This window comes from Bacteroidota bacterium (assembly GCA_039714315.1).
Classification (GTDB): Bacteria; Bacteroidota; Bacteroidia; order Flavobacteriales; family JADGDT01; genus JADGDT01.
The window spans coordinates 41,379-58,610 of the sequence record JBDLJM010000005.1 but is presented as its reverse complement, the minus strand read 5'-3'; the positions used below and the strand labels follow the sequence as shown (position 1 = coordinate 58,610).

At 35.6% G+C, this 17,232-nt stretch carries 8 protein-coding genes; 4 read left to right on the top strand and 4 right to left on the bottom strand.

The annotated features are described in order from the left end of the window. Window positions 1-165: 165 nt before the first annotated feature. The 4 genes from ABFR62_01520 to ABFR62_01505 all read right to left on the bottom strand — a co-directional run bounded on the left by ABFR62_01520 (window position 166) and on the right by ABFR62_01505 (window position 7,910). Window positions 166-1,848 carry a ribulokinase gene (locus ABFR62_01520; protein ID MEN8137090.1) on the bottom strand — a complete coding sequence of 561 codons (1,683 nt, stop codon included), beginning with the start codon at window positions 1,846-1,848 and terminating at the stop codon, window positions 166-168. 87 nt (window positions 1,849-1,935) lie between these two features. Further along, window positions 1,936-2,943 (bottom strand): LacI family DNA-binding transcriptional regulator, encoded by a 1,008-nt coding sequence (locus ABFR62_01515; protein ID MEN8137089.1) that lies wholly within the window; start codon window positions 2,941-2,943, stop codon window positions 1,936-1,938. Between the two features lie 244 nt (window positions 2,944-3,187). Further along, complete coding sequence (locus tag ABFR62_01510; protein MEN8137088.1) at window positions 3,188-5,836, bottom strand: RICIN domain-containing protein; 2,649 nt, start codon at window positions 5,834-5,836, stop codon at window positions 3,188-3,190. 88 nt (window positions 5,837-5,924) lie between these two features. Next, window positions 5,925-7,910 carry a T9SS type A sorting domain-containing protein gene (locus ABFR62_01505; protein ID MEN8137087.1) on the bottom strand — a complete coding sequence of 662 codons (1,986 nt, stop codon included), beginning with the start codon at window positions 7,908-7,910 and terminating at the stop codon, window positions 5,925-5,927. A gap of 329 nt (window positions 7,911-8,239) precedes the next feature. Between ABFR62_01505 and ABFR62_01500 the strand changes: the two genes are divergently transcribed. The 4 genes from ABFR62_01500 to ABFR62_01485 all read left to right on the top strand — a co-directional run bounded on the left by ABFR62_01500 (window position 8,240) and on the right by ABFR62_01485 (window position 17,229). Then, on the top strand, window positions 8,240-10,930 hold the full coding sequence (locus ABFR62_01500) for a glycoside hydrolase family 3 C-terminal domain-containing protein (GenBank protein MEN8137086.1): 2,691 nt from the start codon (window positions 8,240-8,242) through the stop codon (window positions 10,928-10,930). A gap of 341 nt (window positions 10,931-11,271) precedes the next feature. Beyond that, a complete protein-coding gene (locus ABFR62_01495) occupies window positions 11,272-14,358 on the top strand; it encodes a TonB-dependent receptor (protein ID MEN8137085.1) in 3,087 nt (1,028 codons plus the stop codon). A gap of 41 nt (window positions 14,359-14,399) precedes the next feature. Beyond that, the gene (locus ABFR62_01490; GenBank protein MEN8137084.1) at window positions 14,400-15,980 is read left to right on the top strand and encodes a RagB/SusD family nutrient uptake outer membrane protein; all 1,581 of its coding nucleotides are present in this window, start codon (window positions 14,400-14,402) and stop codon (window positions 15,978-15,980) included. 112 nt (window positions 15,981-16,092) lie between these two features. Further along, window positions 16,093-17,229 carry a glycoside hydrolase family 2 TIM barrel-domain containing protein gene (locus ABFR62_01485; GenBank protein ID MEN8137083.1) on the top strand — a complete coding sequence of 379 codons (1,137 nt, stop codon included), beginning with the start codon at window positions 16,093-16,095 and terminating at the stop codon, window positions 17,227-17,229. Window positions 17,230-17,232 lie beyond the last annotated feature (3 nt).

Genomic DNA, 17,232 nt, shown 5'->3' with positions numbered 1-17,232 from the left:
TTGCTCTTCAAGAGATTCTCTAACACCTCTTTCGCGTCCGTCGATTACCGGACGAATTCCTACTTTTGGTAAGTTTCCTATTAGTCTGTTCATTTTTTTTGTTTCTGGTTGCTGGTTTCTGGTTGCTGGTTCAACTAGTAACAAGCAACAAGTAACCAGTAACAATTATACTAATTCTTCTTTTACTATATTTTCTTTAATTCCAAGTAAATCCTTCATTACAGAATACATCTCAATTTGAGTTCCTTCTACTCCAAACGAATCGTGAAGTTTAAGGAATATCTGATATAATTTTTCGTAAACCTCAACTGCTTCCGGATTTGGATTGTAAACCTTATCTAATATTTCACAACTTTTATCCTGAAGTTCGTTATAGCTCACATCCTTACCTTCAGCTTTGAATGCTACATGAGCTCCCATTAATGCAGAACCTAAAGCTACCGTTTCATCAATAGCCGCAACTTTCATTGGCTTGTTAATTACATCAGCATAAATTTGCATAAAAAGAGGGTTTTTATGCGAAATACCTCCACAGTTCACTACCTCGTTTATAACAACTCCCTGATCTTCCATATCCTCGATAATTCTACGAGCTCCAAAAGCAGTAGATTCTATCAAAGCTCTGTATATTTCGAAATCTTTTGTTTGAAGGCTCTGTCCTAAAATCAACCCCGAAAGTAACGGATCGGATAAAATATTCCTGTTACCGTTATTCCAGTCTAAGCCAAGTAACCCGCTTTCTCCGGGTTTAAGTTTTTCGGCTGCCTTTGTTAATTCTGCGTGAGATTTAACCTTATTAAGTAAACTATTTATAAACCAGTTCAAAATATCGCCAACAGCACTTTGTCCTGCCTCTATTCCATAATAATTTGGAAGAACTGATTCGGTTGCTACACCGGCTACACCTTTGATATCGGTGTTTTTATTATTTAAATCTCCAAGCACTAAATCGCAAGTTGAAGTACCAATAATCTTTACCAAACTTCCATCCTTAATTCCCGAACCAATTGCTCCTGCATGAGCATCTAATACTCCCATAGCAACAGGAATTCCGGCTTTTACTCCGATCTTTTCAGCCCATTCTTGCGATAATGTTCCACTTATATGCTCAATGGAAAAAGCTTCTTTTGGAAGTGTTTTTGCTACTTTTAACAAGTCGGGATGAAGTGCTTCAATAAATTCAGCATCCGGAAAACCACCCCATTTTGCGTTGTACAAACCTTTATGACCTGCAGCACAAATATTGCGTTTCAAATCTAAAATATCATTTACTCCTACTAATACTCCGGGAATAAAATCTGACAATTCAACCCATGTATCAGCTGCATCAAATACATCTTTATCGATATTACGACAGTGAAGAATTTTTGCCCAAAACCACTCCGATGAATATGCTCCTCCGATTGTAGCTAAATACTCGGGACGAATTTCGCTAATTATTTTTGTTATAAAATCTGCCTCCTGATGAGAAGTATGGTCTTTCCACATCCATGAGTAAGCATTAAGATTGCTTTTAAATTCTTTTACTTCCGATAAGGGAGTCATATCTCGTTTTACAGGAAGCGGAGTTGAACCGGTTGCATCTACACCAATACCAACTACTGACAACATGTCTATTCCTGATTTTTCATTTACTTTTTTTGCTTTTTGTAAAGCAATCTCCATCGACTTTATGTAGTCTGTAGCACTTTGGCGTGCCAGATGAATATTATCGGAAGTTAAAACACCATTATCTCCTTCTGAGTATGATTGTTCTACAGAATTCAACACCTTCCCGCTTTCAAGCTCCATACTGAGAACCCTCACTGCAGATGAACCAAAATCAATCCCTAATACAATATTTTTCATTTAAGATACAGTTAGTTTTTGTATTTGCTAAAACGTTTTAGCAATTTTATTAAAAAAAAATGCGTTCACAAAATTTTTGATATACTATTATTTAACCGATTTACTCGATTCTCTTTCTATTAGTTGTCCTTTAATTCTATAATGAACCTTTTCTGAATTGCCCTTGTTTATTATATCAGTAATTATAGCAACAGAGGCTTTAGACATTTCCATTATTGACTGTTGATAACAGGATATAGAAGGAGAACCCAACTCAAAGATTTCCGGATTATCATAGCTTACTATTACAACATCTCCGGGAATTCTAACATTATTTCTTTTAAGGATTTTTAAACCTGCTATACCCAACCTGTTCTGAGTGAAGAAAAATCCATCAACTCCCTTTTTTACACTATCCATTAATTTCTCCTCCAAAACTGTTTCATAACCTCTTACGGGAACCTCTATAATATGCCTGTCATTATCAGTTTTAATTATTCTCTTAAATCCTTCTACACGCTCTTTTAAATTTGATAATTTACTCTTAAACACCACTGTAGAAATATTACTATAGCCCCTATTTATCAGCAATTCTGTTAGTTTTTGTCCGCCGTAAATTCCATCATCAATAACAAAAGGTAACCCGGTATTTTTAAAATTCCTGTCTATCTGCACAATCGGAACCCCATGCTTATTCTTCTGTAACAAAAACTTTTCCGACCCTAGAACAGGTACTACAATAAGACCGTCAACCTGACGACCAATTAGAGTATCCACAATTTTTTTAAACTTTAACAGGTTTTCATCACTTGATGCGAACATTAACTGCAACCCCAATTTTGATGCTTCATTTTCTATCTCACGGGCTATTTTCCCATAAAAGGGATTGGAAATATCAGCGACCACCAATCCGATAACTCCTGTTTTACCGGTTCTTAAAGCACGGGCAGTAGAATTTGGCTGATAACCCATTTTCTTGGCAGTCTGCATAACTCGTTTTGCAAGTTCAGGACTAACTCTTTTCTCTTTCCATTTACCTGACATTACAAACGATACAAGAGAAACCGAAACATTGAGTTTTGTCGCTATATCACTTAGTTTTACTTTTTTTATCATAACATTTCGAATAGTAATTGACACAATATATTATTTATATATTCCCAAAAACTAATTATCACATTTAGTTAAGACGAAAGTAGCTAAAACGATTTAGCTTACAAATGTTTTTTACAATTTTATTTTAAAATGTTATAATTATGTCAATTGCATTTCGAGTGGAACTTTTGCGAACCTGCCTGTATCGGCAGACAGGGTCGAGATGACGTACAAAAAAAGTTAAATGCTTTTGCCCTAATTAAATTTAGTTCTTTATAAACCTCATTGTGGAAATAGAGTATTCATTAGTAGATTTGATAATATATATTCCTGTTTCAAAATTTGAAACATCGATATTAGTTTTAGAACTAATATTTTTACTTATTAATTTTAATCCTTTAATGCTAAATATTTCAATTAACACTTCATTTTTTGTATCAATAATCAGTTTATCTGTTGCCGGATTTGGGTAAACAGAAATTTTTGATTGGTCTATTTTATTTATTCCCAGAGCTTGTATTTTAACTCTGATAGAAACCAAATTAGATATTTGCTCGTAATACAAATCGCTTGCTACTCTTCGTGCAAAAAATTCGAAATCTTCTGTTTTACCAAGTCCATCTAATTTAGAACTTTTGTATGTAGGAGAGTTTGAATTTGCGATATCAGACCAAGAATCCAGGTTGTTTGGAGTTTCTGTCCATTGCCATTTATAGGTTATTACACCATTTCCTATTGCATCTTTTTCTGAAGTAAATGTTGCAGGGTCATCATGTTCTGCTATTTCCTGACTATTGCCAATAATACCTTGATTTAATGATACTCTTTCTGGAAATAAATATGCAAATACTGCGTTTTGTTCAACATCGGCATCAGTTTTTATAAATTGCCATTTTTGATTATCTGCGTTTGTAATAGACCATTGTTGAATATTATCTCCATCGCTTGTACCAAAACCCGAAACTTCCATAGCTTTTCCACTTCCTTTATTTATAAAAGTAATGTATCCTTGAGCATCTTCTTGCACAGACCAAAGAGTATTCTCTCCACCACTGTATTCCCAGAGATGAATATTTGTTCCGTCAGAAACAAAATCGTAATCTACATTTAAGCAATACCCGGGTTTGTTTTGTGGTTCGAGCCAAAAATATGTTTCATCATATTTCTTTATTGTCCAGTTATGATTGATCCAGAAGTTGCTAAAATCAGCGCCATAGATATTAATATTTGTTCCATTTCCTGCATCATCTTTTGAGTCTAGATTTATGATTTTGCCTGATTGTTTTCCTTTGATTTTGTAGTACTGTTTGTTTTCGAAACCCGAAAATGGATTTACATGAAGTCCGCCATCAACTAATGTATAGAATTGTTGATTTTTTTTGCCTAAATTTTCCCATAAAACTATATTAGTATTTTCAGAAGTTTCGTTTGCAAGAACATCTAACACAAAACCTGATTTTTTGTTTATGATTTTGAAATAACCTGATTCTTCGGTTACATACCATTTTTGATTATCACCTCCGTTTTTATCCCAAAGAATAATATTTTCTGAGAAATTTGCTTCGGAGCTTAATGTTGACATGCACAAATTTGAGCTGCCATTTAGTTTTAAGTAAAAGAAATTATCTCCCGCATCTTCAAGTGTCCACTTGTTATAAGTTATGGATTCTTTGCTAAATAGTTTCACCCAATTTCCATTTGTAGGATTAGTTTCTGATACACCAATAATTTTATCACTTTTTGCCGATGTTAGATAAAAAGCCTCGCCATTATAGCTTGGTTCACTACCTGAGGGAAAATGTTTTTTGTATTTGATACCTGAAGTTAAACCGTATAGAGTTCCATCAGCATCAACAAACATACCTTGCCACATCGACTCTATCGGAAATAAATTGGTATTAGCACTCCATGTACCTCCATTGTTTGTACTTGTTACATAACCAAATTGTTGTTGAGTCCCACCAACCTGATAGGACACAACCAATGTACCATCATTTAATTTTACAATATACGGAGCTCCAGCGCCATAGCCGGTACCATCGGGAGCATTGTACACATTTTCTAATCCCCCCCAACCACTCTCACCGGTTATATCAGAAGTACGTACCATTTTTATCCCCATTCCATTACCTCCGGCATTATATGCGGTTTCAATTACTGCTACCAAATTACCATCATCAGCTTGTACTATTGCTGCCATTCCGGCATGATAATCATGCATTTCGGGATGGCTATCAGGCCCTATTATATATGTCTGTGCCCCCCATGTAAGACCTCCGTCAGACGATTTTTTCATTGCCAAATGTAGTGGGTGTTTATAAGTACCATCAGCATTTACATCGTATTGAATAGAATACAAACACCAAAGTTTATCATCAGGACCGTTATACAAAAATGGTTCCCAAACACCTTCGTTTACATCCGAATTATCGCCGGTTGGAGCAGTGGCATCGCTAATTACACTACTTGCATAAGAAAATGTTTTACCACCATCGGTACTACGATGTATATCTATGTTGTAAAAATTTATATTATCGGCATCACCCTCTACACCCTTCTCATCATCGTAATAATTGTTAGTGTTAAGGTATCTGTATGCAATAACTATATCGCCATTTGGCATACCTATGGGGAAAATATTACCAACCGAATGATTATTATTATCAGGTTCGGGGTTTGGTACTGCCGCTGAGCCATCGCTTGTAGTTGGCGACCATGTAGCACCACCATTTGTACTTTTATAAAGAGGAAGTCCATCGGCATCTCCACCAAGTAATAGTGTACCATCGGCCATCTGTGCCATACGTGGGTATCCTGCTCCTATTGGAGTTTTAATTTCGTCGGTCCACGTTAATTGGGCATTTGTACTTATTGATAGGATTAAAAGGAATAATAGATAGTATAATTTGTTCATATTAGGTGTGTTGTTATTATGGTTAAAAAAAAGGTGCCATGGTAGAATTTATACCATGACACCTTTGATTTACAATAGTCCAATAAATTTACTTTATTACAAGTCGTTTTGCAACAGAACCATTATTATTAGAGAATTTTACAATGTAAATACCTGCTTTAAAACCAGCCGTATTTACTTTAATATCTTTTCCTCCTTCAAGCTTAAGAACTGACTGTCCCAGAGCATTTAAAACCTCAACAGTATCGAATTTTTCTGCCGAAACAGAAACAGAAGATGTAGCAGGGTTTGGATAGATTTTTATTGAAGATGCATCAATATCATTAATCGAAAGACCATCATCAACTGTTATTTGTACAGCCTGAGCAGTTACCGAAGTCTCTGTTCCATCTGTAGCAATTCTACGTACATCCAAAGTACCTCCTTCTCCTTCTACAAGTCCTATTTGAGAATAGGTAAAAGCAGACATATCCATGAAATTAGTTTCTATACCATCAACAGGGGTGTAAGTTGTCCCGCCATCTGTAGAGTACTCCCATGTATAAGTGATAGTATTATCTCCTCCACCTGCATTTAGTTTAGAGTTAAACACTGGAATATTATCTTCGGGAGCTGCAGTTATTACATCACCAACTGCTGCAATAATTCCTTCGTCTAAATCACCAACTATATAAGCTGCCAAAGGATCGTAATTATCTTTAGATAATTCTAAGTAACTCCATTGTTGCTCTGCTTTGTCTGCCTCATACGCTGGTGAATTAACACCTGCTCCTAAAACATCACTGTCAGCTGTAATACATCTATCGCCATTTTGCCAAGTACTCTTTACGTGAATTACGTATTGTTTATCATCTCCTTCTCGTGTAACATACCATTTTTTCTCATCATTCGGAGCTCCTCCGCCATCCCAAATTTTCACCTCAGGATCCCAACCATCAAATATAAAATTACTTCCGTATTGATTCATCGCCTGTATTGCGAAATAACCTGCTTCCTCAACGGGTAAAATCATCATTTGTTGACCTTCATTACCAAATCTGTGTGCCCAAAGGTGTACTTCGTCAAAGTTCGCTGGAGTTTTATCAACATCATTAACATCCAAAGCCTGAACACCATCTCCTTCGTGAACGGTAACAGCCGATTTAGGTGTTAACTTCACCCAATCAACTGCCTCCACAACCGGTAACTCTATAATATTTGAATCAAATGATCCATTATCGTCAGTTGCAATTCTTTTAAAGAATATTGAAGAACCAATTGTTGCACCCAACTCTGTTAAATTAGATATAAAAGTATAAGATTCTTCATAATTTGCTTCTTCGGCTAAAGGTAATACTGTATAAGTAGTACCATCGTTTGAATATTCCCATGTATAATTAATAGTACCTGTTGCATTACATGGTGTTACTGAGTTTTTTAATTCCGTAGGAAAAACATTAATTGCCCAATTAACACTTGCCATTCTACTATTAATAAGCCCTCCATCAAAAGTACAGGTAATTACTTCGGCAAGGTCAGCAAATGGGTCAAATCCTTCAGTTGAAACTTTAAAGTAAGTCCAGTGTTGTTTTACGTCTGCTTTATCATAATCAAGCAATTCAATATCAGTACCATTTCCTGCTCCGGCAGCAAATACTTTATCGTTTAACTTACTGTAAATTACATAGTGTCCGTTTTCTTGTTTTACATACCATAGCTGTGCATCAGTAGCTGTTCCTGTATATGCAGATGCCTCAACCGGTTGTGTAGTTGGTGTGGCATCTTCATTAACAGCTATTGCGAAATTTTGTGCAGTACCTGTCCACATTGCTGCCACCGATATTGTAAAATATTTTTTCACACCATCAGCACCGCCTGTTGCCGTAATGATTACTTCACGCTCAGGATTATCACCATCCCAAATATGAATATCATCATCGGCAGTACCAAATATTCCATCGTCTCCCGACCACGGTCCAAAAACAACATTTGAACCGGCTGAACTTCCTGATTGTAGATAAACCCAATCCTGGGCAAACAATCCGGATGTAATAAATAGTAACCCACTTAAAAAAGTAAAAATTTTTGTTTTCATAAGTATTAATTTTATTTATAGTTTATAATCATTTCCTATCCTGTACTGTTCTGTAATTTCTTTGGAAAAGTACTAATTATTTTCGATTTTCGTATAATTAATTTAATAAAATATTTAAATTTGATCTTTTACAAACAGAACAAGACAGAATAGAAAGATTGTTTATTACTAAATTATGATTATAGCTATTGACAGTTGACCTTATTAAATAAAAATACTTTTTTACCTTATTATTAAAATAAGAAAACAGCCAAATAGTTTCACAATTGTGATCTTTTTTTCAAATTATATTAACACATTAAGTCATCAAAACATAAAATGATTAACAGATGAAGAAAATACTTATTTTATTACTAATCAACTTTTACTTTGTAGGGTATGCGCAAACAAACAAGCCAAACTACAAGAATCTTTCTCTTAGTTTCGAAGAGCGCGCAAAAGATTTGGTTGAAAAAATGACACTTGAAGAAAAAATTTCTCAAATAGGAAATCAATCTAAAGCCATACCTAGATTAGGTATACCCGAATACGATTGGTGGAGTGAAGGTTTGCACGGTGTTGGGTTTGCAGGCAAAGCCACAGTCTTTCCTCAAGCTATTGCCATGGCAGCAAGTTTTAATCCGGATTTAATGTATAACGTTGCAAGTGCTATTGCTGATGAAGGAAGAGCAAAACATCACAAATTTGTAAGGCAAGGAGATTTAGGTCGTTGGAGAGGTCTTACATTTTGGTCGCCAAACGTAAATATTTTTAGAGATCCAAGATGGGGTAGAGGACAGGAAACTTATGGAGAAGATCCATACTTAACCGGTCAAGTAGGGATGGAGTTTGTAAAAGGATTGCAAGGAAACGACCCTAAATACTATAAATTAGTAGCTACACCAAAACACTACGCAGTACACAATGGTCCTGAACCTGAGAGGCATAGTTTTAATGTAACACCAAATACGCGCGATTTATGGGAAACCTATCTTCCTGCCTTCGAAGACTTAATTGTTAAAGCAAAAGCCTACTCGATAATGGGTGCATATAATCGTGTTGATGGCGAGCCGGCTAATGCAAGTTGGTTGCTTCTTGAAGATATTTTGAGGAATAAATGGAAATTCGATGGATTTGTAGTTTCTGATTGTTGGGCAATTGTTGATATTCATAAAAATCATAAAACAGTACCTACCCCCGAAGAAGCCGCTGCAATAGCAATTCGTAAAGGATGCGACCTTAATTGTGGCTCTGTGTATCAACAATGGACAATGGAAGCAGTAAAAAAAGGTTATATAGATGAGTCGGAAGTAGATCTTGCAGTTTATAGATTGATGCTTGCTCGTATGAAATTAGGTATGTTTGATCCTGCTGACAAGGTTGAATATGCTCAAATACCATATAGTGTAAACGAAAGCGATACAAACAATGAGCTGGCATTAAACATGGCACGAGAATCTATGACATTATTAAAAAATGATGGCATTCTTCCACTTTACAGAAGTAAAACCAAAAAAATTGTTGTTGTTGGCCCAAATGCTAATACTTTAAGTGCATTGTATGGAAATTACAATGGTGTATCTTCAAGACCAATCAAAGTAATTGATGGTATAAAAAAATTAGCAGGTAAAAATATTGAAGTTGAATACTACAAAGGCTGTCCATTGGTAATAAACGAAACTACATCAGAAGAGTATGAGGTTATTAGTACTGAATATTTATCACATACTGATGAAAAGGGTGAAAAAATATTAGGATTAAAAGGTGAGTATTTTAATGGAAAAGATTTGAAAGGTACTCCTATTTATATAAGAAATGATAAACAAGTTAATTTTGGTTGGGGTAATTCTTCGCCAAATGCAACTGAAGCAGCACAAGGTCAAGTAAATCATGATGAAATAATAAATGAAGATAATTTTTCAGTTCGATGGACCGGAAAACTTATAGTTCCTAAAACAGGTGAATACAAAATAGGTACAGCTTCTGATGATGGCACAAAATTATGGATAAACGGTAAATTGATTATAGACGAATGGTACGATCATGGTTGGAGTTCATTCTTGAATGTTTTTAGATTCGAAAAAGATAAGATTTACGATATAAAACTTGAATACGCTGAAGGCGCAAAAGTTGCAGGTGTAAAACTTATTTGGGAGATACCCGGTGAGAATAAAATTGTTGATAAAGACCCGATGCATCTAAACAATGAAGAGTTGAAATCAATAAAAGATGCTGATGTGGCAATATTTGTTGGTGGACTTGATGCTACTTGGGAGGGCGAAGAAATGGCAAATAGAAATAATATTGAAGGATTTAGAGGTGGCGATCGTACAAGGATTGAGTTGCCTGCAGCCCAACAAGAATTAGTTAAATCTATGATAAAAACCGGAACTCCTATAGTGTTTGTTCTAATGAGTGGTAGTGCTATTGCCTTTGAAGGTTTGGATGACAAAATGCCAGCGATATTACAAGCTTGGTATCCCGGACAAAGAGGCGATGCAGTGGCTGAAGTACTTTTTGGAGATTACAATCCTGCCGGACGCTTACCTGTTACTTTCTATAAATCTACAGACGAATTGGCCGATTTTACTGATTATAATATGAGAGCCGGGAAAGGATTTACGTATAGATATTACAAGGGAGAACCTTTATATCCTTTCGGTCATGGATTAAGTTACACCAAGTTTAAATATTCAAAACTTAAAATTGACAAAAAGAAAATTGGTGAAAAAGATGAGTTTACTATTTCTGTAAAAGTTAAAAATACAGGAAATGTTGACGGAGATGAGGTTGTACAACTTTATATCAAAGATGTTGAATCTTCGACATGGCAAGCAAATAAACAATTACGAGAATTTAAGCGTATTCATCTGAAAAAAGGAGAATCAAAATCAATTGAGTTTATATTGAATTCAAAAGAAGATTTAAGGTATTATAATGCAATGCAAAGAGAATACTGTGTAGAGAAAGGGGAATTCGAAATTCAAGTTGGTGCCTCAAGTGAGGATATTAGATTGAAACAAGTAATTACTGTTGAGTAAATTACTATGCGATTAATTTTGGGTCTATGTCGTTTGAGGTATTCTCAATTTTCTAAAATTAGCACACGTCACCTTGAGCGGAGCTTGCGGAGTCGAAAGGTCTATTACGAACTAGACCCAAATTTAATTAGTATAAATCATCTATTAATAAGTATTTACTAATTTAATTCTTCATCTACCTATTGTACAGATCGTTACATATGTTTTATTAAAAAAATATTTCCGGAAAATAATTTGCATTATACTATATTATAATTAATTTTACCACAAAGAACAGAACACTACAGAATGGCTTGTTTGTTCAACTAATCAAATCTAAAATATTTGTAAACAAAATCTATATGAAACTACGAGGATTATTACTAAATTCTTTTCTTAGTTTAGGGTTATTATTTGGAATCCAAACTACGGTTTTGGCAAATAGCACTGATTTAGTGAATGAGATACCCATCTCTCAAGATCAATCAGAACTTGTCAAAATAACAGGAACAATTACTGACGAAAACAACGAAGCTCTTCCGGGAGTTAGTGTCATCGTCGAAGGAACTATTACTGGAACATCTACCGATTTTGACGGTAGATTTGAAATTGATGTGGAAGTAGGTGCAAAATTAAGTATCTCTTTTATTGGGTACAAAACACAAACATATAATGTTACTGGAGCTACAGATATCTCAATATCTTTACAGCCAGATGCCGCAGTGCTTGACGATGTGGTTGTAATTGGGTACGGTACTCAAAAGAAAGCCGACCTTACCAGTGCTATATCTGTAATAGAAACTAAAGATATAGAAAATGTTGCTACATCAAATATAGCAGATGCTATTCAGGGTAGTGCTCCGGGGGTTTCTGTAAAATCAACCGGATCGCCTGATGGGGCAGCATCAATAGAGATTAGGGGTGTAGGTACTTTTGGGGATAGTAATCCTCTATATATAATTGATGGTATGCCAACCGATGGAGGTAGAGACTTTAACGTCAACGATATTGAATCTATTCAGATATTAAAAGATGCTGCGGCGGCTTCTATCTACGGTTCTAAAGCGGCCAATGGTGTAATCATAATTACTACCAAAAAAGGAAAAGCCGGAGAGCTTAAAATAGAATACTCCGGAAACACCAGTGTACAGTGGCTGCCAAGAATTGACTTAGCTAATAGAGAGGAGTATATCTACTTAAATGATATGTTGCATAAAAACTCTGGGGTTGCACTTCAAGGACACTTTAATGGAACTCGTTTCGAAGGTACTAATACTGACTGGCAAGATGTTTTCACAAAACCGGGGATTATAAACGATCATAACCTTACGTTTTCGGGAGGAAATAAAGATGGAGTATATCTTGTTTCGTTAAACTACTTTAACAATAGTGGAACTGTTTATGGTAATGATTTTACCCGTTACAGTTTAAGGATTAATTCATCTCTTAAAAAAGGGATTTTCGAAATAGGAGAGAATATACAATTATCTCTAAGTCAAGCTAATGGACAGGCAGGATGGAATTCCAGTATGTTTTGGAATATGCAACGTTTAGTTCCAACTATCCCGGTTAAGAATTCAGATAATCCAGGAGGTTGGGGCTATGGAGATCCATATCATGCCAACACAGGAGGTAACAATATTAGAGGTATAATGGATTTGGAAAATAATCATAATGAAAATGATAGAATCCGAGGAAATATTTATACCCAGTTAAATTTCACCGATTGGTTAAATGTTCGTTCCAGCGGGGCTTACGAAATGTCGAGAGACAGATGGGCATTAAAACGTAAACCGGGTAACTGGCATATGGATCAGGGATATTGGCCTTCGATGTACTCACAGAGCAGAGGTACTTATAATAAGTTAACCTGGACAAATACTTTAAATATTAATAAAGAATTAGGAGATCACAGCTTCAACTTTGTCGCAGGTTCTGAATACTATAGAGTACATTACGATAGTCAGTGGAGCGAAGTAAAAGATCTAAATAAAGTTGGTGAAGATGATTATTTCTGGGTGCTTGCAGGTACTCAAGATATGCGTACCGGGAGTAGTATTGGTGCAAGTGCTATGATATCGTATTTTACCCGACTTAATTACAACTATGACAACAGGTACTTTTTAGGAGCAACTGTTCGTAGGGATGGGAACTCTCAATTGCCTGAAGCTAACAGATGGGGTACATTCCCTTCAGTATCTGTGGGATGGAAAATATCAAATGAGAGCTTTATGGAAGATATTGAATGGTTATCTATACTAAAACTACGTGCAAGTTATGGTGAGTTAGGTAATGTAAATATTGGTGATTGGGACTATGTGCCAACTTTAAGTACTAACCCTGAGGCAATAATGACTTCAAATCCTGATGAACGTAGTTTTGGTATTTCACAAACAAATATTACTAACGACAATTTAATATGGGAAACATCAATACAACGAAATATTGGTATTGATGCTGCCTTTTTACAAAACAAATTAACACTTACTGCTGATTACTATTATTCTGAATCAGAAAATGTATTAGTTGGTGTGCCTCTATTGATGACGTCAGGTGATGAGGGAGCACCTCCAATATCCAATGCTGCCAGTTTGTTAAACTCGGGAGTCGAACTTAACGTAGGATGGAAAGAAACCAAAGGTGATTTCGCATACTCTGTAAATTTGAATCTTTCAAAAATGCAAAATGAGGTAACGTCGTTAGGTGCCGGAAACAGTCAAATAGATGGTTTCTTATCGCGTACTATTGAAGGACAGCCATTAGCTATGTTATACCTTATACAGTCTAATGGAATATTCCAATCAGAAGCAGAGGTAGATGAATACCTTACAAATGATGGAAATGCTATTACTATTGATGGAAAACGTCCTCAACCTGGAGATATTAGATTTATTGATTACGATGGTAGTGGAAATATTGATGAAAATGATCGTCAGTTTTTAGGAAATCCATGGCCGGATTTGCAAATGGGAATAATGTTCAGTGCATCGTATAAAGATTTTGATTTCTCGTTATCGGGTAACGGTCAGTTTGGAAATGATGTGCTAAACGGAAACAAATGGCAGATGGAGAAAATTAATGACGATTCAAATTATGCTAAAGGCTTAACTCCATGGACACCTGAGAATCCTAATAATCATACTCCCAGAGCAGTTTTGGGTGATACACCAAACGGATCATGGGGACATATTGACCGATGGATGGAAGACGGATCATTCTTTAGAGTAAAAACAATGACTGCAGGTTATACTTTGCCAAAAGAAATGACAAATAAACTTAAACTTGACAAGTTAAGATTTTCAATAACAGGGCAAAATTTAATTACATTAACCAACTATTCAGGACTTGATCCGGATTTTATGGGACAGAGTTTTTGGGCAAGAGGAATGGAGCCCGGAGCATTTGCTGCACCTTTTACAATTACAGGAGGAGTTCAGTTGGCGTTTTAGAAATGGTTTGAGTTGAATTAAAACATCAAAGATTTAAAGAAATGAAAAAAATAATATTATCAATAGTAGGTTTATCAATGATTTTCACAAGTTGTGATAAATCATTACTGGATATTCCTAACCCTAACAACCCTACGGTTGACACCTATTGGAATACACCTGTAGAGGCTGAAAAAGGACTTATATCTGTATACAATATGCTTTACAGAGGTCCGTACGTGGGAGACATATACATTAAAAACGATCTTACTTCAGACGAAGGTTATGGAGGAGGAAGCGATTATGGTCTTAATGAATCGGTGGCTTTCCGTTATAATTACGGAATTGGTTCAGGATTGTGGTCAGAGTCGTATAAAATGATATTTAGAGCTAATCAGGTTTTAACATTAGTGCCGGAAATTGATTTTGACAACGAAGAACAAAAGAAACTAATTTTGGCTCAGGCGAGATTTTTCAGAGCCCTTGCTCACTGGAATCTTGCAATAGCTTTCGAAACAGCGCCTATAGTTACTAAAGTTTCGTCTGTAACAGACAAACCCTCTTCTTCTACTGTGGAAGAAATGTTTGCTTTCTGTGAAACTGAATTTGCTTTGGCTGCCGAAGATTTACCAATTGATTGGGGTATTGATGTAGCTCGTCCTACTAAAGGTGCCGCCTTGGCAATGCTTGCTAAAGTACAAATGCAACAAGCAGGTCAGATCGATGGGATGGAAACTAAATGGTCAGAAGCAAAAACTACTCTGGACATATTTATTAGCGGTACATTAGCCGGTAAATATGAGTTGGTTGCTGATTATTATAACAACTTCAAACACACTTCAGAAAACAACAACGAGTCAATATTTGAAATTCAGTTTTCAGATATTAACAAAGGTGGAGGTAGTGGCGACGTATTAAAACCGAACCTTGCATCTGGTAGAGCAATGTCATTTGCTCCAAGGAGTGTAGGAGGTTTTGGAAACGGTGTTGCACGTCCATGGTTATTAAATGCTTTCAGAAATGAAACAGGTGATAAACGTCTAAGAGCTACATTATTCTATAAAGAAAAAGGCGTTGATTTTCCGGATGATTATCAAGTTTACGGAAATGATTGGGATGATAATGCATGGGGAGACAAGGTGTTTGTAAGAAAACATCAGAGAGATTACTATAGAAATGATGAAGATTTGTTTTCAGAAAACAATTTGCGACTTATAAGATATGCTGACATTCTTTTGATGTATGCAGAGGTGTTAAATGAGGTTGAAGGCAACCCGGCTAATGCAGTAAAATACATTAACATGGTTAGAGAAAGAGCAGGACTCGGAACGCTTGAAGCGAGTAATGCCAGATCAACTCAAATGGAAAATGCTGTTATGGATTATGATTATAAGGATGCAGCCACAAATTCTACACTATTTAAAAGACACTTAAAGTTAGAAAGATCATTAGAGTTATGTTTCGAAACATGGCGTTGGTCCGACCTTAAACGTTGGGATGATCTTAAACAAGAAAATATAACTGAAATTAAATTCAGAGATGCTGATTTTAATGGATTTGTACCCGGTAAAAATGAAAGGTTACCTATTGCTTTAGAAGAAGTAGCTAACAATCCTAATTTAGAACAAAATATAGGTTATTAAATAAATGTCATTCCGCCTAAGAGATAGCGCATGGAGAAATTTGTTATAGTATTCCATAAACCATCAACAGACTTCTCTACTCCGCTCGAAATGACGGTTATAAAATAGAATTATGAAAAAAACAATATCAATATTAGCCGCTTTAATTATAGCATTCTCAGTAAATGCACAATCAAAAAAGCAGTGGAGCGAGCAAAAAGCCAATGACTGGTACAAAGAAACAGGTTGGTTAGTTGGAGCAAACTTTGTTCCGTCAACAGCTCAGAACCCGATTGAAATGTGGCAGGCATCAACTTTCGACCCTGTTACAATTAACAGAGAACTTGGATATGCCGAAAAGATAGGGATGAACTCAATGAGAGTTTTTCTTAACTTTTTAGTTTGGCAGGAAAATCCTGAAGCATATATTTCAAGAATAGATCATTTCTTAAATATTGCCCGTACACATCATATCAAGATAATGTTTATATTTTTTGATGATGTTTGGAATCCTTATTCTCATTTAGGAGATCAAGGAACACCAAAACCACGTACACACAACGCAGGTTGGGTACAATGTCCGGGATACGAAATCCTTACCAACGAAGCTCGTCATAAAGAACTTAAACCTTATGTGAAAAGCATAATGGAGCGTTTCAAAGACGATGAAAGAGTAATTGTTTGGGATTTGTATAACGAGCCTGAAAATAATAATGGATTTTGTTACAACGACGATGGTAAACAACCATATTCTTTAAAATTATTAAAGTCGTCTTTCAAATGGGCAAGAGAGGTTAACCCCTCACAACCAATTACATCGGCAGCATGGTGTTGCGATTGGAATGATTCAAATACATTATCTGAATTCAATAAATTTATGTTAGAGAATTCTGATATAATCACATTCCACAATTATGATGCTATTGAGAAGTTTGCTTCTAAAGCCGAGCCTTTAAAAAAATACAACAGACCAATGATGTGCACAGAGTATATGGGACGTACAAACAAGTCGATCTTCGAAACTCATTTGCCATATATGAAAGAAAACAATATCAGTGCTTATAATTGGGGATTGGTTGATGGTAAATCACAAACTATTTTTCCTTGGGATTCGTGGAGTAACGAGTATCCTGATGAGCCAAAAGTTTGGTTGCACGATGTATTTCGTAAAGATGGTACTCCATACAGTACCCGCGAAACTGATTTAATAATGGAATTGACCGGAAAGAAAGCTCCTGCAAAAGAGAAGAAAGTTGACGGTGTATTTTAATCT